The following is a 21,075-nucleotide window of genomic DNA, read 5'->3' as shown; positions in this document are numbered from 1 at the left end:
ATTCTGTTCATAGGAAAGATTACGTGTTCATATAATGGCAATAAAGTGAAACTGCTGGCAGGAGGAGGATAATAATGATACGGATTTCAGAGTTTCAAATTAAGGATGTTGTAAATGTCTCTGACGGAAAAAAACTTGGAAACATTAGCGATATAGATATTGATATGAACACTGGAAAGATTCAAGCTGTCATTATTTCAAAGCAAGCGCGTATGCTGGGGATATTTGGGAAAGAGGCGGAGTTTGTTATTCCGTGGAAGCAAATTGTAAAAATTGGAGAGGATGTAATATTAGTAAGAGCTGATCATGTCAATCCTGTAACAGAATCAATACAAACACCGACAATTTCTTAAAGAATATTACAAATTCCTCTTTTTTTTATGTTGTCATTATGGAAAAATAAAAGTATGGTAAAATAGACAGAAGTACCATGCTTTTTATGTTATTTTATTAAAAGGAGCCGCTTTATGAGAGAACCATTTATATATGAGGACGGTATATTGTATTTACAAGCGTGGAAAGAACTTGGAAACATTACAGCAGGATTTACTACAAAAGATGGTGGAGTAAGTACAGGCTCCTTTCATGCGATGAATTTAGGACTACATGTAAATGATATGATGGAGAATGTTCATGAAAATAGACGTATTTTAGCGAACAAGTTACAAAAACCATTAGAAAATTGGATTTGTTCAGAGCAGGTTCATGATCATCACGTTGAAAAAGTAGGACACGGAGAAAAAGGACGAGGAATCTATTTATATGAAGATGGTATCCCAAATACAGATGGTATTTATACGACTGATAGAGATGTATGTTTAACGTCGTGTTATGCTGATTGTGTTCCACTCTATTTCTATGCACCATCACATGGTATGGTAGGACTTGCACATGCTGGATGGAAGGGAACTGTAAAAGAAATTGCAAAAGAAATGATTCAAAAGTGGAATGCAGAAGGGGTACCAGTTCATGAGATGTATGTTGCAATTGGACCAGCCATTGGGTCCTGCTGTTATGTAGTTGATGATCGTGTATTATCAGCAGCAAAACAAGCCGTAAACGGACCTGTTCCATATAAATTGATTTCAGACGGACAATATGCAATTGATTTAAAAGAAATCAATCGTATATTATGCATTCAAGCTGGCATAAAAGAAGAGCATATTGTGATGTCGTCTCTTTGTACAAGCTGTGAAGAACAATTGTTTTTCTCGCATCGCCGTGATCAAGGAAAAACAGGAAGAATGTTGAGTTTCATAGGCTTTAAGGAGGATTGAAAACAGTGGTAGTACAAGAGAAATTAGCATTTGTAAATGAGGAAATCAAAAAAGCATGTGAACGAGCAGGGCGCTCGGCACAAGAGATTAAGCTCGTTGCAGTAACAAAAACAGTAGGAATTGAAAAAACAAATGAAGTAATAGAAGCTGGACTTACTGATTTAGGTGAGAATCGTAATGAAGGTCTTTTACAAAAGTATGAGCATTTCGGTTCAAAAGTAAACTGGCATTTCATTGGTTCGTTACAAACAAGAAAAGTAAAAGAAATTATTGATAAAGTTGATTATTTGCATTCATTGGATCGCATTTCGCTAGCAAAAGAAATCCAAAAGCGTGCTACAAAGCAGGTTCGATGTTTTGTACAAGTGAAAACATCGTCTGAAGAATCGAAGCAGGGGATAGCAGCTGAGGAAACGATTGCGTTTATTCGTGCTTTGCAAGAGTTTGATAAAATTGAAGTGGTTGGATTAATGACAATGGCACCATTTACTGAGGAAGAAGCAGAAATCCGTCATTGTTTTAAGGTGTTACGTGGGGTGCAAAAACAAGTGCAGGAACTAGAGTTATCAAATGCTCCGTGTGAAGAGTTATCTATGGGAATGTCAAATGATTATACAATTGCAATTGAAGAAGGCGCTACATATATTCGTTTGGGAACGATTTTAGTAGGAAAAGCGTAAAAGGAGGGAGAATGTTATTATGAGTTGGTCAAAAGTAAAGTACTTCTTTTTTGACACACCAGAAGAGCGAGAGGCTTACGAAAAGGAAAAGGAGCAAGTTGAAATGAAAAAACAGGAACCTCAGCAGCAGGATATCCCGGTTACGAAAGCACAGCCAAAACAAAATATTGTAAGTATTGAAACAGCAAAGCAGTCTTCTAAAGTTGTTTTGCTAGAACCGCGTACATATTCGGAAGCACAAGGTATTGCGGATCATTTGAAAGGAAGAAGAGCTGTTGTCATTAATTTGCAAAGAATGTCCACAGATCAAGCTGTACGTATCGTTGACTTTTTAAGTGGTACTGTATACGCTATAGGCGGGGATATTCAAAAATTAGGACCGAAAACATTTATTTGTACACCTGAGACTGTCGATATTGTTGGGGCCATTTCTGAGTTGTTCGGTGAAGAGGAAGAGACAAATATAAAGAGGTGGTAATACGCCATGATAACTATTTTACAAGCATTGCTTTGGATCATCCAGATTTATTCCTGGGCGCTTATTATCTATATTCTTCTATCTTGGTTTCCAGGGGCTAGAGAATCGACATTTGGTGATTTTCTAGCGCGTATTTGTGAACCATATTTAGAGCCGTTTCGGAGATTTATCCCACCTTTTGGTATGATTGATATTTCTCCAATTGTCGCAATTATTGCGTTGAAATTGGCTAGTAGTGGTTTAGTAAGTCTGTTTCGTTATTTCTTGTAACAAGAGGTTGCATGAATGAGCATCTATGAGCATTTTAGACCTGAAGAAGTGGTCTTTGTTGATAAAGCATTAGAATGGAAACAGATGGCTGAAGAATATCATCAAGTGAAACTAACGGATTTTCTTGATCCACGTCAGCAGCAAATTGTTGCTACGATAGTGGGGAATCAAGGAGATGCTACTTTACGACTTTATGGTGCTACGCCAAAAGCGGAAAGAAAAAGAGCTCTTATTTATCCGAGTTACCTTAATTTAAATGAAGAAGATTTTCAAATTGAAGTATTAGAAATTGACTATCCTTCCAAATTTTATGCGCTTGAACATAGGCAAATATTAGGTGCATTTATGTCTCTTGGTCTCACAAGAGAAAAGTGTGGTGATATTTTGCTTCGAGAAAATCGTGCCCAAATTATAGTTGCAAAAGAGATTGTTTCGTACATTGAAATGAATTTACAATCGATAGGGAAAATGAAGGTCTCACTTTCCTCTGTACAAGCAGATAAAGTATTACAATTACAAGAAGAGTGGAGAGAACAGTCTGGAACTGTTTCATCACTTCGATTAGATGTCCTGTTAGCTGAAATGCTCCATATATCACGGCAAAAAGCACAGCCGCTTATAAAGAATGGTCTTGTGAAAGTAAATTGGAAAACGGTTGAACAAACTGCATACGAGTGTTTTCCAGGTGATGTTTTTTCAGTTAGAGGATATGGACGTGGGAAATTATTTTCTGTAGAAGGAAAAACGAAACGCGACAAATGGAGAGTTTTGTATGGTATACTAAAATGATTGGTTTTTTAGAAGGAAAATCTCTTATTTTGTCGAAGAAAAGATATAATTAAAAAGAGGAAAATTTAGATAACTACTTGGAGGTGGCGTTTGTGCCGTTAACACCATTAGATATTCATAACAAAGAATTTGGTCGCGGATTCCGTGGCTATGATGAGGATCAAGTAAATGAGTTTCTTGATCAGATCATCAAAGATTATGAATTGGTCATTCGTGAGAAGAAAGCATTAGAAGAAAAAGTTGCTCAGCTAGAAGGGAAATTGGATCATTTCTCTAACATTGAAGATACACTAAATAAATCTATCGTTGTTGCACAAGAAGCAGCGGAAGAAGTAAAGCGTAATGCACAAAAAGAAGCAAAATTAATTGTACGTGAAGCTGAAAAAAATGCAGACCGTATTATTAATGAAGCTTTAGTGAAATCAAGAAAAGTTGCATTTGATATTGAAGAACTAAAGAAACAAGCGAAAGTATTCCGCACACGTTTCCGTATGTTATTAGAAGCGCAGCTTGAAATGTTAAACAACGATGATTGGGACAAATTAATTGAGCTAGAAGAAGAAGTGGACGAGCTGTTAAAGAAAGAAGAAACAGTGTAAGCTTGACGTTTTTCTCATTATTACATATAATTTTAAACAACATATTTATTAAGAAAAACGAAGATAGGGATAAGTACCTTTTTTATACCTTATATAGCGAACTGAGGATGGTGTAAGCTCAGGATAAGGAGATAATGGGAAAATCACCCTGGAGTTCCGCGCTGAACAAAAAAGTAAGCGTAGGCGTATATTCGCGTTAAGAATACAAAGAGGACCAGTGCATATATGTATGGTCTACTAGGGTGGTACCGCGGGAGACTTTCTCGTCCCTTTTTGGGATGAGAAAGTCTCTTTTTTATTCCATTTTTTAGGGTCTTTCTTTTATACATTCGAGGAGGAATTGAGCATGGAGTATAAAAATACATTACTAATGCCGAAAACAGAATTCCCAATGCGTGGGAATTTACCAAAACGTGAGCCTGCAATGCAAGAAAAATGGGCTGAAATGAATATTTACGAAAAAGTACAAGAACATACAAAAGGCCGTCCTTTATTTGTATTACATGATGGTCCTCCATATGCGAATGGTGACATTCATATGGGACATGCATTAAATAAAGTATTAAAAGATTTTATTGTTCGTTACAAATCGATGACGGGATACTGTGCACCATATGTACCAGGATGGGATACACACGGTTTACCAATTGAACAAGCTTTAACAAATAAAGGTGTAAAACGTAAAGAAATGACGGTTGCAGAATTTCGTAAATTATGTGCAGAGTATGCATATGAACAAGTAAATCGTCAACGTGAGCAATTTAAACGCCTTGGTGTACGCGCAGATTGGGATAATCCATATATCACTCTAGAGCCAGCGTATGAAGCACAACAAATTAAAGTGTTTGGTGAAATGGCGAAAAAAGGTTACATCTATAAAGGACAAAAGCCTGTTTATTGGTCTCCGACGAGTGAATCTGCTTTAGCTGAAGCTGAAATTGAATATCAAGATAAAAAATCAGCATCTATTTACGTAGCATTCCCAGTAAAAGACGGGAAAAACGTATTAGAAGGTGATGAGAAATTTATCATTTGGACAACAACACCTTGGACATTACCAGCAAACTTAGGTATTTCTGTTCACCCAGAGCTTCAATATAGCATTGTCAAAGTAAATGGTGAAAAATATATTATTGCTTCTGAACTATTTGACACAGTTTCTAAAACGTTAGAATGGGAAAATGCTGAAGTTGTGAAAACAGTTAAAGGTAGCGAACTTGAGTATACAGTTGCGAAACATCCATTCTATGATCGGGATTCTTTAGTTATGCTTGGAGAACATGTTACAACGGATGCTGGTACAGGTTGTGTACATACAGCACCAGGACATGGGGAAGACGATTTCATTGTTGGGAAACAATATGGATTAGAGGTTCTTTGCCCAGTTGATGATAAAGGTGTATTAACAAATGAAGCGCCTGGATTTGAAGGTTTATTCTACGATAAAGCAAATAAGCCAATTACGGAAAAATTAGAAGAAGTGGGTGCGTTATTAAAATTAACATTTATCACGCATTCTTATCCACATGACTGGAGAACGAAAAAACCGATTATCTTCCGTGCGACAGCGCAATGGTTTGCATCTATTGAAGCATTCCGTAAAGAGTTATTACAAGCCGTTGAAGAAACGAAATGGGTGCCAGCATGGGGTGAAACACGTCTTCATAATATGGTTCGTGACCGTGGTGACTGGTGTATTTCTCGTCAACGTGCGTGGGGTGTACCAATTCCTGTCTTCTATGCAGAGAATAACGATCCAATTATTACAGATGAAACAATCAATCACGTAGCAGATCTATTCCGTGAGAACGGTTCTAATGTATGGTTTGAACGTGAAGCGAAAGATTTATTACCAGAAGGATTTACACATCCATCTAGTCCAAATGGTGAGTTCCGTAAAGAAACAGACATTATGGACGTATGGTTTGATTCAGGTTCTTCTCATCAAGCTGTTCTAGAAGAGCGCGAAGACTTACAACGTCCAGCTGATTTGTACTTAGAAGGATCTGACCAATACCGTGGTTGGTTTAACTCTTCGTTATCAACAGCAGTTGCAGTAACAGGTAAAGCACCATATAAAGGTGTTTTAAGCCATGGATTCGTTTTAGACGGTGAAGGTCGTAAAATGAGTAAATCTATCGGGAATATTGTTGTACCGAAGAAAATTATGGACCAATTAGGTGGAGATATTTTACGTCTGTGGGTATCTTCTGTTGATTATCAATCTGATGTACGTATTTCAGATGATATTTTAAAACAAGTAGCAGAAGTATATCGTAAAATCCGTAATACTTTCCGTTTCTTATTAGGAAATTTAGCTGACTTTAATCCAAGTCAAGATGCAGTAGCAAAAGCTGAACTACGCGAAGTAGATCGTTACATGCTGGTGAAACTAAATGACTTAATTACAAAAGTAAAAGAAGCATATGAAACATATGATTTTGCGGCAGTATATCATGCAATTCATAACTTCTGTACAATCGACTTAAGTTCATTCTATTTAGACTTTGCAAAAGACATTTTATACATCGAAGCTGCAAATCATCATGACCGTCGTGCAATTCAAACAGTGCTTTATGATGTTCTTGTTGCATTAACAAAACTTGTAACACCAATCTTACCGCATACAGCTGATGAAGTATGGCCATATGTTCCTGGTGTGGTTGAAGAAAGCGTTCAGCTAACTAATATGCCAGAAGCTGTTGAAATAGAAGGTGCGGAAGCGTTAAAAGCAAAATGGGATGCATTCATGACCCTTCGCGATGACGTATTAAAAGCGTTAGAAGTGGCTCGTAATGAAAAAGTAATCGGTAAGTCATTAAATGCGAGCATTACCCTTTATCCAACTGCAGAAATGAAACAAATGTTAGAGTCTATTAGTGAAGATTTAAAACAATTGTTTATTGTTTCTGAGTATAAACTTGGTGGAACAATTGAGGAAGCTCCAGCAGATGCTCCGAAATATGAGCATACAGCTGTTGTTGTGGTACAGGCAACTGGTGAAACATGTGAACGTTGTTGGATTGTTTCTGAAACAATTGGCAAAGACGTTGAGCACGAAACATTATGTGAGCGTTGTGCGACAGTTGTTAAAGAAAATTATGTAAAATAATGATATAGTAATAAAAAACTGACTGCTAATTATTGCAGTCAGTTTTTTATTTGCATTACATGATTCACAGGTGGTAAAACCTTGTTTATGACATTATTATTTTATCAGTGATTCATCTCTTTCCTAGGAAGGAAAAATGTGTGAGCGGTAAGTGAGAAATTTTCGGACACACTAACGGTACATTGCAGCCGGGAGGAATGTACACGTGAATGAAATCTACATGGAAATCAAAGAAGAATTACAATTGATGAGAAAAGAATTACAGGAGCGACTGGCAAAAGAAGCGATGCACACATATCATATGGAATTCGGACAAGAACTAGGGTATGACATGAAGGAAGATGCGAAAAAGAAGTTATTTTTACATGATATAAGAGAAGATTTAAAAGATGTGGAACGAGCATTATTTAAAATGGAAATTGATATGTATGGAATTTGTGAAGAAACTGGGAAATATATTCCTGTAAAGCAAATGCAAATCATGCCAACAGCTCGTACAATTCATGAATTTTTATATGAGAAAGTAAATGTCTGATAGTACAATGATATTATATTACCTTTTTCCATTTTATTTTATTCTTCCGTAAAGGTTCATTGTGAAAAGACCGTAGCTATGCTAAAATTTTGAGGTACACTGTCTTTGTGGGGGAAATGAAAATGATATATTATTTAATAGCCTTATTTGTCATTGCCATCGATCAAATATCGAAATGGTTAATTGTAAAGAACATGGAATTAGGTACAAGTATCCCGATTATCGATAATGTATTATACATAACATCACATCGGAATAGAGGAGCTGCCTGGGGTATTTTAGAAGGTAAAATGTGGTTCTTCTATGTTATTACAGTTGTTTTTGTAGGGTTTATCGTATTTTACATGAAAAAGTATGCGAAAACAGATAAACTACTAGGAGTTTCATTAGGCCTTATTTTAGGCGGAGCAATTGGCAATTTTATTGATCGTGTATTTAGACAAGAAGTGGTGGATTTCATTCACGTGTATATTTTTTCATACAACTATCCGGTATTTAACATAGCTGACTCAGCTTTATGTATTGGAGTTGTATTAATTATTATCCAAACATTATTAGAAGGAAAGAAAATGAAGGAGTAATTGAATGAGCGAAGTAGTACAAGTAACAGTTGCAGAAGAACAAAAAAATGAACGGATTGATAAGTTTGTTGCAGGTGTAAATAATGAATGGTCACGTACACAGGTGCAGCAATGGATTAAAGATGGTGTTGTAACCGTAAATGGAAATACCATTAAAGGAAATTATAAAGTAAAAGAAAAAGATGAAATTGCGGTAGCAATTCCAGAGCCAGAAGAACTAGATATTCGTGCAGAAGATATGAACTTAGAAATTTATTATGAGGATGCAGATGTATTAGTTGTCAATAAACCACGCGGTATGGTTGTACATCCAGCTCCTGGACATACAAGTGGTACCCTTGTAAATGGATTAATGTATCATTGTACAGATCTATCAGGTATTAACGGTGTAATGCGTCCTGGTATTGTGCATCGTATTGATAAAGACACATCTGGTTTATTGATGGTTGCTAAAAATGATATGGCACATGAATCTCTTGTAAATCAGCTTGTAGAAAAAACAGTAACAAGACGATATAAAGCAATCGTCCATGGTGTAATTCCACATGATAAAGGGACAATTGATGCTCCAATTGGCCGTGATAAAAAGGAACGCCAAAGTATGACGGTTGATGAAAATGGGAAGAATGCTGTTACGCATTTTCAGGTGTTAGAACGATTTAAAGATTTTACACTTGTAGAATGTCGTTTAGAAACTGGCCGTACGCACCAAATTCGTGTTCATATGAAATATATTGGATACCCGATTGCGGGAGATCCGAAATATGGTCCGAAAAAGACGTTAGATATAAATGGACAGGCGCTTCATGCAGGAATCTTAGGATTTGATCACCCTCGTACAGGCGAATATATCGAGTTTGAGGCACCAGTTCCAGCAGTGTTTGAAGACGTCTTAAATGTTTTACGGAAATAGTATTGACAAAACAAGTGGAATTTGCGATACTAACAACAGTTAAATAATGATCCTTTAACACAGCCCCGTGAGGTTGAGAAGGTAACGGTTTGAAATACTTAGGGTATAGTTATACCCTTTTTTCAAAAGTCCTCTCGCACACGCTGAGAGGACTTTTTTTATACCATTCCTCTCACGCAAGAAAAAAGCTTGGAGGTGTAGAACATGCAAGAAAAAGCAGTCGTTTTAGATGACCAAATGATTCGCCGCGCTTTAACACGCATCAGTCATGAAATTGTGGAACGTAATAAAGGTGTTGATAATTGTGTTCTTGTCGGGATTAAAACACGTGGTATCTTTATTGCACAGCGTTTAGCAGAACGCATTGGTCAAATTGAAGGGAAAGAAATAGAAGTAGGGGAGTTAGACATTACATTGTATCGTGATGATTTAACACTACAATCTAAAAATAAAGAGCCACTTGTAAAAGGTTCTGATATTCCTGTGGACATTACGAAAAAGAAAGTTATTCTAGTGGATGATGTACTATATACAGGAAGAACGGTTCGAGCAGCAATGGATGCTCTGATGGATTTAGGTAGACCGTCACAAATCCAGCTTGCGGTTCTTGTAGACAGAGGTCATCGTGAATTACCAATTCGCGCTGATTATGTAGGAAAAAATATTCCAACATCAAGTGAAGAGCGTATTGAAGTTGATTTGCAAGAGACAGATCAACAAGATCGAGTAAGTATATACGATAAGTAAAGCCCTTTTAAATGTAGTCCTGTGAGGCTGCCAAAGGGTCTTGACTTTCGTATGTCAAATTTGACATACGAAAGTATAGGACTCTTTGTGCACAGTCACAAAGAGTTTTTTTATTGCAAAGTTTTAAACTGAAGGAGGATATAACAATGGAGCAAAAGCCAGTGTTAGACGTTCAGGAAGTACCGAAACCCGGGAAATGGTTATTTTTAAGTATACAGCATTTGTTCGCTATGTTTGGATCAACAGTGCTTGTTCCATTTTTAACAGGACTGAATCCATCAGTAGCTTTAATATCAAGTGGATTAGGAACACTAGCGTTCCTTCTTATAACAAAAGGTCAAGTACCAGCATATCTAGGATCATCATTTGCGTTTATCGCACCAATCATTACAGCAAAAACAGCAGGTGGGCCAGGAGCAGCAATGCTTGGTGGCTTACTAGCAGGACTTGTTTACATCTTAATTTCACTGGGAATTAAGAAGTCAGGATCAGAGTGGATCATGAAGTTACTCCCACCAATCGTAGTTGGTCCAGTCGTAATGGTTATCGGTTTAGCTTTAGCACATACAGCAGTTAATATGGCGATGAATGGTGCGGATGGCAAGTATAGCTTTACTCACTTTTCAGTAGCATTAGTAACATTAGCAATTACAATCATTTGCTCCATATTCGGAAGAGGATTTTTCAGCATCATACCAGTGTTACTTGGAATCGTCGGGGGATATATCTTCGCTTACTTCCAAGGGCTTGTAGATTTAAAACCGGTAGCTGAGGCAAAATGGTTTGACGTACCAGACTTCACAATACCATTTGTAACATATACTCCAGAGTTTTCATGGAAGATTGTACTCTTAATGGTACCAGTTGCACTCGTAACAATCTCAGAACATATCGGGCACCAAATTGTACTTGGAAATGTCATTAAAAGAGATCTAATTGAAAAACCAGGTCTACATCGCTCGATCTTCGGGGATGGGGTAGCAACATTAATTGCGTCATTAATAGGTGGGCCACCGAATACAACATACGGTGAAAACATCGGTGTACTAGCAATTACAAGAGCATACAGTGTATACCTATTCATTGGATCAGCGGTGTTCGCGATTATGTTCGGATTTATCGGTAAGATTTCAGCACTGATTCACTCGATTCCAACACCAGTTATGGGCGGAGTATCGATCTTACTTTTCGGTGTAATTGCATCAAGTGGTTTACGCATGATGGTAGATGATAAAACAGACCTAAGTGATAAACGAAACTTAATGATTGCATCAGTAATCCTGGTAATCGGTATTGGCGGCGCAGTACTACGTGTTGGAGAATCTTTCCAAGTAGAAGGCATGGCACTTGCAGCAATTGTAGGTGTACTATTAAATCTACTATTACCTGAAACGAAACAAAAACAACAATCTAAGCAGATTGCTTCATAAAAACAACCTTTTAATTCAGTCCTGTGAGACGAAAAAGGGGAGCTTCTTTCTTGCACCCTAGTCTCACACGACTAGGGTATTTTTATGCAGTTATTGTTATATAAATACAAAGGTGTTATCATAAAAATCAGAAAGATGAGGGATGACAATGAGCCATTTGTTAACGATGAGTGAATTATCGAAAGAAGAGATTTCAGAAATCCTAAAAGACGCAGAAGATTTTGCGAATGGAAAAGAGAGAAAATCAACAGAGCAAACATTTGTAGCAAACTTATTCTTCGAAAACAGTACAAGAACAAAGTTTAGTTTCGAAGTTGCCGAGAAGAAATTAGGATTTGATGTGCTAAATTTCGAAGTAGATTCCTCTAGCGTACAAAAAGGAGAAACGTTATACGATACGATAAGAACACTAGAGTCAATCGGAACAAGAGCGGTAGTCATCCGCCATCAGCAAGATCGCTACTTCGATGAACTAAAAGATAAAGTAAGTATTCCAATCCTAAATGCTGGAGATGGATGTGGAAATCATCCAACGCAATGCCTGCTAGATCTTCTAACAATTAAACAAGAGTTTGGAAGCTTTGAAGGATTAAAGATTGCGATTGTTGGAGACATTCGTCATAGCCGAGTAGCTCGTTCCAATGCGGAAGCATTAACGAAATTAGGAGCAACAATTTACTTTGCTAGCCCAGAAGAGTGGAAAGGTGAAACAAACACACTCGGAACATACAAAGAATTAGATGAACTTGTTCCAGAAGTTGATGTGATGATGTTACTTCGTGTGCAACATGAGCGTCATGACCATTATGAAACAGACATCATGAAAGAGTATCATGAGCAGCACGGTTTAACAATTGAACGAGAAAAACGTATGAAACAAGGAAGCATTATTATGCATCCGGCTCCTGTAAATCGCGATGTAGAAATTGCGAGTGAACTTGTTGAGTGTGAGCGTTCCCGTATTTTCAAACAGATGGAAAATGGAGTTTACGTAAGAATGGCTGTACTAAAACGCGCGTTACCAAATGTATTAGGAGGAATGAAACATGAATTATTTGTTTAAAAATGGACGTTATCTAAATGAAGAAGGAAACATTGTAGTAACAGATCTTCTCGTACAAGACGGTAAAATTGCGAAAGTAGCAGAAAATATTACGGCAGATAATGCTGAAGTAATCGATGTAAACGGAAAATTAATCTCACCTGGATTAGTAGATGTACACGTTCATCTTCGCGAACCAGGTGGTGAACATAAAGAAACAATTGAAACAGGTACACTTGCAGCGGCAAAGGGTGGCTTTACAACAATTTGTGCAATGCCAAATACACGCCCAGTACCAGACAGCAAAGAACATATGGAAGACTTGCAAAAGCGAATTAAAGAAAAAGCGCATGTAAATGTATTACCATATGGTGCAATTACAGTACGCCAAGCAGGTTCTGAAATGACAGACTTTGAAACATTAAAAGAACTTGGTGCATTCGCGTTTACTGACGATGGAGTAGGGGTACAAGATGCAAGCATGATGCTAGCTGCTATGAAACGTGCAGCAAAATTAAATATGGCAGTCGTTGCACACTGTGAAGAAAATACATTGATTAATAAAGGTTGTGTACATGAAGGGAAGTTTTCTAAGAAACACGGATTAAACGGTATTCCATCAGTATGCGAATCCGTACATATTGCCCGGGACATATTACTTGCGGAAGCAGCAGATTGTCACTATCACGTATGTCACGTAAGTACAAAAGGATCTGTACGTGTAATCCGTGATGCAAAACGTGCTGGAATTAAAGTAACAGCAGAAGTAACACCGCATCACTTAGTATTATGTGAAGATGATATCCCATCAGTTGATCCAAACTTTAAAATGAATCCGCCGCTTCGAGGAAAAGAAGACCATGAAGCTTTAATTGAAGGATTATTAGATGGGACAATCGATATGATTGCAACTGACCATGCACCGCACGCTGCGGAAGAGAAAGCACAAGGTATTGAAAGAGCACCATTCGGAATTACTGGTTTTGAAACAGCATTCCCACTCTTATATACAAACCTTGTGAAAAAAGGAATTATCACATTAGAACAGCTAATTCAATTCTTAACAGAAAAGCCAGCTGATACATTTGGTTTAGAAGCAGGTCGCCTGAAAGAAGGTAGAGCAGCTGATATCACAATTATCGATTTAGAACAAGAAGAAGAAATTGATCCAACAACATTCTTATCAAAAGGAAAGAATACACCATTCGCAGGTTGGAAATGCCAAGGTTGGCCGGTTATGACAATCGTTGGTGGTAAGATCGCATGGCAAAAGGAGAGTGCATTAGTATGAAAAGACAACTTATCTTAGAAGATGGAACAGTATTAATTGGAAAAGGTTTCGGAGGAGAAATCGAAAAGTCAGGTGAGGTTGTATTTACAACAGGAATGACAGGATATCAAGAAACATTATCTGATCCATCATATTGCGGTCAAATTGTAACATTTACGTATCCGTTAATCGGAAACTACGGAATTAATCGTGATGACTTTGAATCTATTCATCCATCTGTAAATGGTTTAATTGTAAACGAAATTTGTGATCATCCATCTAACTTCCGAAGTGAAATTTCGTTAGATGCATATTTAAAAGAAAGAAATATTCCTGGATTAGCAGGAATTGATACAAGAAAATTAACGCGAAAAATTCGTCAATATGGAACATTACGCGGACGTCTTTGCAACATGGATGCGGATGTAGAATACATCGTTAGCCAATTAAAAGCGACAGTCTTTACAGATCATGTAAAACGCGTATCAACAAAAGATCCATACCCAAGCCCAGGCCGTGGTCATCGTGTTGTACTTGTTGACTTCGGAATGAAACATGGTATTTTACGAGAATTAAATAAGCGCGACTGTGATGTAATTGTTGTACCTTACAATACAACAGCTGAAGAAATTTTACGCCTAAGCCCAGATGGAATTATGTTAAGTAATGGACCTGGGGATCCAAAAGATGTACCGGAAGCGATTGAAATGTTAAAAGAAATCATTGGAAAAGTACCTTTATTTGGGATCTGTCTTGGACATCAATTATTCGCTTTAGCATCTGGTGCAAATACAAGTAAGTTAAAATTCGGTCACCGTGGTTTAAACCATCCAGTAAAACACCTTGCAACTGGAAAAGTAGCAATTACTTCTCAAAATCATGGTTATGCAGTAGAAGAAGCATCAGTTGAAAATACAGAGCTTGAAATTACACATGTAGCTTTAAATGATGGAACAGTAGAAGGTCTTCGTCATAAGAAATTCCCAGCATTTACAGTACAATACCATCCAGAAGCTTCAGCAGGACCAGAAGATGCAAATGATTTATTCGAAGATTTCTTAACAATGATTGAAAACTTCAAGAAAGAAGGGGAAGAGTTATGCCAAAACGCCTAGACATTAACACAATTTTAGTAATCGGATCAGGACCAATTGTAATTGGGCAAGCAGCGGAGTTTGATTATTCTGGTACACAAGCTTGTCAATCTCTTAAAGAGGAAGGTTACAAAGTAATCCTTGTTAACTCAAACCCAGCAACAATTATGACGGATACTGCAACAGCAGATAAAGTATACATTGAGCCATTAACATTAGAATTCGTAAGCCGTATTATTCGCAAAGAACGTCCAGATGCGATCTTACCAACATTAGGTGGTCAAACAGGTTTAAACATGGCTGTTGAACTTGCAAAATCAGGCGTACTGGACGAGTGCGGAGTTGAAATTTTAGGAACAAAATTATCAGCAATCGAGCAGGCGGAAGATCGTGATTTATTCCGTACATTAATGAGAGATTTAAACGAACCAGTACCGCCTAGTGAAATTATTCATAACCTTGATGAAGCGTATGAATTTGTAAATGAAATTGGTTATCCAGTAATCGTTCGTCCTGCATTTACGCTAGGCGGAACTGGCGGCGGGATTTGCCATGATGAAAAAGAGCTAATTGAAATTGTAACAAGCGGTTTAAAACATAGCCCAGTAACGCAATGCTTATTGGAAAAAAGTATCGCTGGTTTTAAAGAGATTGAATATGAAGTAATGCGCGACGCGAACGATAATGCGATTGTAGTATGTAATATGGAAAATATTGACCCAGTTGGTGTGCATACAGGAGATTCCATTGTTATAGCGCCAAGCCAAACATTAAGTGACCGTGAATATCAAATGTTACGTAATACTTCATTAAGAATTATTCGTGCATTAGGAATTGAAGGTGGATGTAACGTTCAGCTTGCACTTGATCCATATAGCTTCCAATACTATGTAATCGAAGTAAATCCACGTGTAAGTCGTTCATCTGCGCTAGCATCTAAAGCAACTGGATATCCAATTGCGAAATTAGCGGCGAAAATTGCAGTCGGTTTAACATTAGATGAAATTGTAAACCCAGTAACACAAAAAACATATGCTTGCTTCGAGCCAGCATTAGATTATGTTGTTTCAAAAATTCCACGCTGGCCATTTGATAAGTTTGAATCAGCGAACAGAACGCTTGGAACACAGATGAAGGCAACTGGTGAAGTTATGTCAATTGGACGTAATTTAGAGGAATCATTATTAAAAGCGGTTCGCTCTCTAGAACTTGGCATTTATCACTTAGAGTTAGATCACTTAAAAGAACTTGATAAAGAAACGATGAAAAAGCGCATTATTAAAGCGGATGATGAGCGCCTGTTTATTGTAGCAGAAGCAATTCGTCAAGGTGTAACGAAAGAAGAAATCAACTCATGGTGTGAAATGGACTTCTTCTTCTTACAAAAAGTTGAAAACATCGTAAACATGGAACGTGAAGTAAAAGCGAATGTAGGAAATATGGAAGTATTACAATCTGCAAAAGAAATGGGATTCAGTGACCACTACATCGCAGCAGCTTGGAATAAAACTGAGCGTGAAATTTACGATATGCGCAAAGAAAATAATATGACGCCAGTATTCAAAATGGTTGATACTTGTGCGGCAGAATTCGAATCTGCAACGCCTTACTACTACAGCACATATGGCGATGAAAATGAATCAATCGTTACAGATCGTAAAAGCGTAGTTGTACTTGGATCTGGTCCAATCCGCATCGGTCAAGGTGTTGAATTTGACTATGCAACAGTTCACTCTGTATGGGCAATTAAAGAAGCTGGATATGAAGCGATTATTATTAATAATAACCCAGAAACAGTTTCAACAGACTTCAGTATTTCTGATAAGTTATACTTTGAGCCATTAACAATCGAAGATGTAATGCACATCATCGATTTAGAGAAACCAGAAGGTGTTATCGTTCAGTTCGGTGGACAAACGGCAATTAACTTAGCTGCAAAATTGGAAGCGCATGGTGTGAAAATTTTAGGAACATCTCTTGAAGATTTAGACCGTGCAGAAGATCGTGATAAATTTGAAGCAGCCTTAACACAGCTTGGTATTCCGCAACCAGTTGGTAAAACAGCAACGACTGTAGAACAAGCGGTAGCAATCGCTGAAGAAATTGGTTACCCAGTATTAGTAAGACCATCTTACGTACTAGGTGGGCGTGCGATGGAAATCGTATATCGTCAAGAAGAACTACTGCACTACATGAAAAATGCGGTTAAGGTTCATGCGGATCATCCGGTATTAATTGACCGCTATATGGTTGGTAAAGAAATTGAAGTAGATGCAATTTCAGACGGTGAAAATGTATTCATTCCAGGTATTATGGAACATATTGAACGCGCTGGAGTTCACTCTGGTGACTCAATTGGAGTATATCCACCGCAAAGCTTATCTGCAAAACTGAAAGAACAAATCATTGAAAATACAATTGCACTTGGAAAAGGATTAAACATTGTTGGATTACTGAATATCCAGTTTGTAGTATTCAAAGACGAAGTGTATGTAATTGAAGTAAACCCACGTGCGAGCCGTACAGTACCATTCTTAAGCAAAATTACAGGTGTACCAATGGCGAATATCGCAACGAAAGTTATTTTAGGTCAAAACCTTGTAGAACAAGGATATGAAACTGGCTATCGCCAAGAAGAGAATGAAGTGTATGTAAAAGCCCCAGTATTCTCATTTGCGAAACTACGTTCAGTTGATACAACATTAGGGCCTGAAATGAAATCAACAGGGGAAGTAATGGGTAAAGACTTAACGCTTGAAAAAGCACTATATAAAGGACTTGTTGCTTCTGGAATTAACATTCCAACGCACGGATCAGTAATCATTACTGTAGCGGATAAAGATAAAGAAGAAGCAATGGAAATTGCAAAACGCTTCCATGAAATCGGCTATAACTTATTAGCAACAGCTGGAACAGCAAAATCGTTAACAGAGCAAAATATTCCGGTGCAAGTTGTAAACAAAATTGATTCTGAAGACTACAACTTACTTGATATTATCCGTCAAGGGAAAGCACAGTTTGTAATCAATACATTAACAAAAGGAAAACAACCAGCGCGTGATGGTTTCCGCATTCGCCGTGAATCAGTAGAAAATGGTGTAGCTTGCTTAACATCACTTGATACAACAAGAGCAATTTTAAGAGTACTAGAATCAATGACATTCTCGGCTCACGCAATGAAAGAAATCGCGCCAACAAAGCGTCACGAGGTGGTACATGCATGATGCAAAAGCAAAATATGATCGTCGTTAACCAAAAAGAAATCGCAAAAAACATTTACGAATTAGTGCTTCAAGGGGATCTTGTGCAGCAAATGAACGATCCAGGGCAGTTTGTACACATTAAGGTAGCAGAGGGCATTACGCCTCTTCTGCGCCGCCCAATTAGTATTTGTAATGTCGATCAAGACAAGAACGAATTTACAATGCTATATCGTGCGGAAGGACAAGGAACGAAAACATTAGCAAAAAGAAAACAAGGTGAACTTGTTGATGTATTAGGCCCACTTGGACATGGTTTTCCTGTAGAAGAAGCGGAAGCTGGACAAACGGCTTTATTAGTAGGCGGTGGAATTGGTGTACCACCACTATATGAATTGTCACAACGTTTAGCAGCAAAGGGAGTACGTGTTATTCATATCTTAGGTTTTCAAACGAAAGATGTTGTCTTCTATGAAGAGAAATTCGCAGAGCTTGGTGATACGTATGTTGCAACGGTTGATGGTACACACGGTACAAAAGGGTTTGTAACAGATGTAATTGATAGCTATGGAATTGACTTTGACATTCTATATTCATGTGGACCTTTAGCGATGCTTCGAGCATTAGAAGGGCGCTATAAAGAGAAAAAAGCCTACATTTCATTAGAAGAACGCATGGGCTGTGGCATCGGAGCATGTTTTGCATGCGTATGTCACTTACAAGAAGATCCGAGTGGACATTCTTACAAGAAGGTGTGTAGCGACGGGCCAGTATTTCCAATCGGGGAGGTTGTACTATGAACAGATTGCAAGTTGAATTACCAGGATTATCATTAAAGAATCCAATCATCCCAGCATCTGGTTGCTTCGGATTTGGTCGTGAGTATGCACAGTTTTATGACTTAAGTGTACTTGGATCCATTATGATTAAAGCGACGACAGAACAACCTCGTTATGGAAACCCAACGCCTCGTGTTGCTGAAACACCGGGCGGAATGCTAAATGCAATCGGACTTCAAAATCCTGGATTAGAAAAGGTAATGAATTCTGAATTACCGTGGCTCGAGCAATTTGATCTTCCGATTATTGCAAACGTTGCTGGTTCACAGGCTGAGGATTATGTAGCGGTTGCGAAAGAAATTTCAAAAGCACCAAATGTTCATGCGCTAGAATTAAATATTTCTTGTCCAAACGTAAAGACGGGTGGTATCGCTTTTGGTACGAACCCTGAAGTTGCTGCTGATTTAACGAAGCGAGTAAAAGAGGTTTCTGAAGTGCCGGTATATGTGAAATTGTCACCGAACGTGGCAAACATTGTGGAAATTGCAAAAGCAATTGAAAATGCAGGTGCGGACGGCTTAACGATGATTAATACATTGCTTGGTATGCGTCTAGATTTAAAAACAGCAAAACCAATTTTAGCAAACCGTACAGGTGGACTATCAGGCCCTGCGATTAAGCCGGTAGCAATTCGTATGGTACATGAAGTAAGTCAAGCTGTTAACATTCCGATTATCGGAATGGGTGGTATTGAATCAGCGGAAGATGTAATTGAATTCTTCTATGCTGGAGCAAGCGCGGTTGCAGTAGGGACGGCGAACTTTATCGATCCTTTCATATGTCCAACAATTATTGAAGAGTTACCAGCATTACTAGATGAATTAGGATTTGATCATATTTCGGAATGTCAAGGAAGGAGCTGGAAGCAAGTATGTCACAGTCGTTAATTGTTGCGCTAGATTTTCCAGGAAAACAAGAGGTAGAACAATTCTTACAACACTTTGAAGGGGAAGAGTTATTTGTCAAAGTTGGTATGGAGTTGTTTTACAAAGAAGGACCAGCAATTATTACGTACTTAAAAGAAAAAGGACATAAGATTTTTCTAGATTTAAAGCTTCATGATATTCCAAATACAGTAAAGAGCGCTATGCGTAGCCTAGCTAGTCTAGATGTTGATATGGTGAACGTTCATGCTGCTGGGGGAAGCGGTATGATGAAAGCTGCGATTGAGGGATTAGAGGAAGGTAAGCAAGAAGGAAAAGAGAGACCGATTTGTATTGCAGTTACACAACTAACAAGCACTTCGGAAGCTATGATGAAAAAAGAGATCGGCATTGAGAAAACGTTAGAAGAAGCGGTTGCTCATTATGCAAAATTAACGAAAGAAAGTGGACTTGATGGAGTTGTTTGTTCAACACTTGAAGTTCCGAAATTACGTGAAGTATGCGGAGATGAATTTGTAACAGTAACACCGGGTATTCGTCTTGCAAGTGATGATATAAATGACCAAGTGCGCGTTGCAACACCGAAACGTGCGAGGGAACTTGGTTCAAGTTACATTGTGGTTGGACGTAGTATTACAAAAGCAGAAAATCCGCTTGAAGCGTATGAAACAGTAAAACAACAGTGGGAAGGTGTAACGGTATGAAAAAAGAAATCGCATCGCATTTATTAGAAATTGGAGCAGTATTTTTACAACCGAATGATCCATTTACTTGGTCTTCAGGTATGAAATCACCAATTTATTGCGATAATCGTTTAACTTTATCTTATCCAAAAGTACGCCAAGCGATCGCATCTGGATTAGAAGAGTTAATTAAAGAGCACTTCGGGGCTGTAGAAGTTATTGCAGGAACAGCAACTGCTGGTATCGCGCACGCTGCATGGGTAAGCGATCGTATGGATTTACCAATGTGCTACGTACGCAGCAAGGCAAAAGGACACGGTAAAGGGAACCAAATCGAAGGAAAAGCTGAAAAAGGTCAAAAAGTAGTAGTAGTAGAAGACTTAATTTCAACTGGCGGTAGTGCAATTACATGTGTAGAAGCACTTCGCGAGGCTGGTTGTGAAGTATTAGGAATCGTATCAATCTTCACATACGAGCTTGAGGCAGGAAAAGAGAAACTAGAAGCAGCAAACGTAGCATCATATTCTTTAAGTGATTACAGTGCATTAACTGAAGTTGCAGCAGAAAAAGGTATGATCGGACAAGCTGAAACGAAAAAATTACAAGAGTGGCGTAAAAATCCAGCTGACGAGGCTTGGATTACAGCGTAACA

The 21,075-nt window shown here is 38.0% G+C and carries 21 protein-coding genes and 1 other annotated feature; all 21 genes read left to right on the top strand.

Translation table 11 applies throughout. The features are described 5' to 3' along the window. The first annotated feature begins 74 nt into the window (after positions 1-74). Positions 75-353 (top strand): YlmC/YmxH family sporulation protein, encoded by a 279-nt coding sequence (locus QRY57_RS19280; RefSeq protein ID WP_026590254.1) that lies wholly within the window; start codon positions 75-77, stop codon positions 351-353. A gap of 114 nt (positions 354-467) precedes the next feature. Further along, entirely contained in the window at positions 468-1,277 is an 810-nt protein-coding gene (gene pgeF / locus QRY57_RS19275) for a peptidoglycan editing factor PgeF (RefSeq protein WP_090687151.1), read from the top strand. 5 nt (positions 1,278-1,282) lie between these two features. After that, positions 1,283-1,957 (top strand): YggS family pyridoxal phosphate-dependent enzyme, encoded by a 675-nt coding sequence (locus tag QRY57_RS19270; protein WP_286017905.1) that lies wholly within the window; start codon positions 1,283-1,285, stop codon positions 1,955-1,957. Between the two features lie 19 nt (positions 1,958-1,976). Next, positions 1,977-2,435 (top strand): cell division protein SepF, encoded by a 459-nt coding sequence (locus tag QRY57_RS19265; protein ID WP_026590257.1) that lies wholly within the window; start codon positions 1,977-1,979, stop codon positions 2,433-2,435. A 6-nt stretch (positions 2,436-2,441) separates the two neighbouring features. Next, positions 2,442-2,705, top strand: a complete 264-nt coding sequence (locus QRY57_RS19260) for a YggT family protein (RefSeq protein WP_026590258.1) — start codon at positions 2,442-2,444, stop codon at positions 2,703-2,705. A gap of 15 nt (positions 2,706-2,720) precedes the next feature. Further along, entirely contained in the window at positions 2,721-3,494 is a 774-nt protein-coding gene (locus tag QRY57_RS19255; RefSeq protein WP_286015884.1) for a YlmH family RNA-binding protein, read from the top strand. A 92-nt stretch (positions 3,495-3,586) separates the two neighbouring features. Continuing rightward, the gene (gene divIVA, locus QRY57_RS19250; RefSeq protein ID WP_016116021.1) at positions 3,587-4,093 is read left to right on the top strand and encodes a septum site-determining protein DivIVA; all 507 of its coding nucleotides are present in this window, start codon (positions 3,587-3,589) and stop codon (positions 4,091-4,093) included. A 51-nt stretch (positions 4,094-4,144) separates the two neighbouring features. Beyond that, positions 4,145-4,367: a binding site (T-box leader), on the top strand. 72 nt (positions 4,368-4,439) lie between these two features. After that, positions 4,440-7,205 carry an isoleucine--tRNA ligase gene (gene ileS2 / locus QRY57_RS19245; RefSeq protein ID WP_026590260.1) on the top strand — a complete coding sequence of 922 codons (2,766 nt, stop codon included), beginning with the start codon at positions 4,440-4,442 and terminating at the stop codon, positions 7,203-7,205. 205 nt (positions 7,206-7,410) lie between these two features. Then, a complete protein-coding gene (locus QRY57_RS19240) occupies positions 7,411-7,740 on the top strand; it encodes a TraR/DksA C4-type zinc finger protein (RefSeq protein WP_026590261.1) in 330 nt (109 codons plus the stop codon). A gap of 122 nt (positions 7,741-7,862) precedes the next feature. Beyond that, positions 7,863-8,321: a lipoprotein signal peptidase LspA gene (lspA, locus tag QRY57_RS19235; RefSeq protein WP_026590262.1), complete on the top strand. Its 459-nt coding sequence runs from the start codon at positions 7,863-7,865 to the stop codon at positions 8,319-8,321. 4 nt (positions 8,322-8,325) lie between these two features. Next, positions 8,326-9,234, top strand: a complete 909-nt coding sequence (locus QRY57_RS19230) for an RluA family pseudouridine synthase (protein ID WP_286015883.1) — start codon at positions 8,326-8,328, stop codon at positions 9,232-9,234. 204 nt (positions 9,235-9,438) lie between these two features. Next, the gene (gene pyrR / locus QRY57_RS19225; protein ID WP_001156487.1) at positions 9,439-9,981 is read left to right on the top strand and encodes a bifunctional pyrimidine operon transcriptional regulator/uracil phosphoribosyltransferase; all 543 of its coding nucleotides are present in this window, start codon (positions 9,439-9,441) and stop codon (positions 9,979-9,981) included. Positions 9,982-10,127: 146 nt separating this feature from the next. After that, positions 10,128-11,411: a uracil permease gene (gene uraA, locus QRY57_RS19220; RefSeq protein ID WP_286015882.1), complete on the top strand. Its 1,284-nt coding sequence runs from the start codon at positions 10,128-10,130 to the stop codon at positions 11,409-11,411. 148 nt (positions 11,412-11,559) lie between these two features. Next, a complete protein-coding gene (locus QRY57_RS19215) occupies positions 11,560-12,474 on the top strand; it encodes an aspartate carbamoyltransferase catalytic subunit (RefSeq protein WP_286015881.1) in 915 nt (304 codons plus the stop codon). Further along, entirely contained in the window at positions 12,458-13,744 is a 1,287-nt protein-coding gene (pyrC, locus tag QRY57_RS19210; protein WP_286015880.1) for a dihydroorotase, read from the top strand. The genes QRY57_RS19215 and pyrC overlap by 17 nt, the downstream gene beginning before the upstream one ends. Next, the gene (locus QRY57_RS19205; RefSeq protein ID WP_026590267.1) at positions 13,741-14,838 is read left to right on the top strand and encodes a carbamoyl phosphate synthase small subunit; all 1,098 of its coding nucleotides are present in this window, start codon (positions 13,741-13,743) and stop codon (positions 14,836-14,838) included. The genes pyrC and QRY57_RS19205 overlap by 4 nt, the downstream gene beginning before the upstream one ends. Next, the gene (carB, locus tag QRY57_RS19200; protein ID WP_286015879.1) at positions 14,823-18,041 is read left to right on the top strand and encodes a carbamoyl-phosphate synthase large subunit; all 3,219 of its coding nucleotides are present in this window, start codon (positions 14,823-14,825) and stop codon (positions 18,039-18,041) included. Before QRY57_RS19205 ends, carB begins: the two co-directional genes overlap by 16 nt. After that, positions 18,038-18,817 (top strand): dihydroorotate oxidase B electron transfer subunit, encoded by a 780-nt coding sequence (gene pyrK, locus QRY57_RS19195; protein WP_286015878.1) that lies wholly within the window; start codon positions 18,038-18,040, stop codon positions 18,815-18,817. The genes carB and pyrK overlap by 4 nt, the downstream gene beginning before the upstream one ends. Beyond that, entirely contained in the window at positions 18,814-19,743 is a 930-nt protein-coding gene (gene pyrD, locus QRY57_RS19190) for a dihydroorotate oxidase B catalytic subunit (protein WP_026590270.1), read from the top strand. Before pyrK ends, pyrD begins: the two co-directional genes overlap by 4 nt. After that, positions 19,728-20,444, top strand: a complete 717-nt coding sequence (pyrF, locus tag QRY57_RS19185; RefSeq protein ID WP_286015877.1) for an orotidine-5'-phosphate decarboxylase — start codon at positions 19,728-19,730, stop codon at positions 20,442-20,444. Before pyrD ends, pyrF begins: the two co-directional genes overlap by 16 nt. After that, a complete protein-coding gene (pyrE, locus tag QRY57_RS19180; RefSeq protein ID WP_026590272.1) occupies positions 20,441-21,073 on the top strand; it encodes an orotate phosphoribosyltransferase in 633 nt (210 codons plus the stop codon). The genes pyrF and pyrE overlap by 4 nt, the downstream gene beginning before the upstream one ends. The last annotated feature ends 2 nt before the right edge of the window (positions 21,074-21,075 follow it).

The sequence above is a fragment of the Bacillus arachidis genome (assembly GCF_030285945.1).
Taxonomy (GTDB): domain Bacteria; phylum Bacillota; class Bacilli; order Bacillales; family Bacillaceae_G; genus Bacillus_A; species Bacillus_A arachidis.
The sequence above is the reverse complement of the archived record's forward strand: the minus strand, read 5'-3'. Positions and strand labels throughout refer to the sequence as shown.

What these genes read in the sequence shown, in the direction of transcription:
- QRY57_RS19280 (WP_026590254.1), top strand. Translation starts at nt 75, where the DNA reads ATGATACGGATTTCAGAGTTTCAAATTAAGGATGTTGTAAATGTCTCT.
- pgeF (WP_090687151.1), top strand. Translation starts at nt 468, where the DNA reads ATGAGAGAACCATTTATATATGAGGACGGTATATTGTATTTACAAGCG.
- QRY57_RS19265 (WP_026590257.1), top strand. Translation starts at nt 1,977, where the DNA reads ATGAGTTGGTCAAAAGTAAAGTACTTCTTTTTTGACACACCAGAAGAG.
- QRY57_RS19260 (WP_026590258.1), top strand. Translation starts at nt 2,442, where the DNA reads ATGATAACTATTTTACAAGCATTGCTTTGGATCATCCAGATTTATTCC.
- QRY57_RS19255 (WP_286015884.1), top strand. Translation starts at nt 2,721, where the DNA reads ATGAGCATCTATGAGCATTTTAGACCTGAAGAAGTGGTCTTTGTTGAT.
- ileS2 (WP_026590260.1), top strand. Translation starts at nt 4,440, where the DNA reads ATGGAGTATAAAAATACATTACTAATGCCGAAAACAGAATTCCCAATG.
- lspA (WP_026590262.1), top strand. Translation starts at nt 7,863, where the DNA reads ATGATATATTATTTAATAGCCTTATTTGTCATTGCCATCGATCAAATA.
- QRY57_RS19230 (WP_286015883.1), top strand. Translation starts at nt 8,326, where the DNA reads ATGAGCGAAGTAGTACAAGTAACAGTTGCAGAAGAACAAAAAAATGAA.
- pyrR (WP_001156487.1), top strand. Translation starts at nt 9,439, where the DNA reads ATGCAAGAAAAAGCAGTCGTTTTAGATGACCAAATGATTCGCCGCGCT.
- uraA (WP_286015882.1), top strand. Translation starts at nt 10,128, where the DNA reads ATGGAGCAAAAGCCAGTGTTAGACGTTCAGGAAGTACCGAAACCCGGG.
- QRY57_RS19215 (WP_286015881.1), top strand. Translation starts at nt 11,560, where the DNA reads ATGAGCCATTTGTTAACGATGAGTGAATTATCGAAAGAAGAGATTTCA.
- pyrC (WP_286015880.1), top strand. Translation starts at nt 12,458, where the DNA reads ATGAATTATTTGTTTAAAAATGGACGTTATCTAAATGAAGAAGGAAAC.
- QRY57_RS19205 (WP_026590267.1), top strand. Translation starts at nt 13,741, where the DNA reads ATGAAAAGACAACTTATCTTAGAAGATGGAACAGTATTAATTGGAAAA.
- carB (WP_286015879.1), top strand. Translation starts at nt 14,823, where the DNA reads ATGCCAAAACGCCTAGACATTAACACAATTTTAGTAATCGGATCAGGA.
- pyrK (WP_286015878.1), top strand. Translation starts at nt 18,038, where the DNA reads ATGATGCAAAAGCAAAATATGATCGTCGTTAACCAAAAAGAAATCGCA.
- pyrD (WP_026590270.1), top strand. Translation starts at nt 18,814, where the DNA reads ATGAACAGATTGCAAGTTGAATTACCAGGATTATCATTAAAGAATCCA.
- pyrF (WP_286015877.1), top strand. Translation starts at nt 19,728, where the DNA reads ATGTCACAGTCGTTAATTGTTGCGCTAGATTTTCCAGGAAAACAAGAG.
- pyrE (WP_026590272.1), top strand. Translation starts at nt 20,441, where the DNA reads ATGAAAAAAGAAATCGCATCGCATTTATTAGAAATTGGAGCAGTATTT.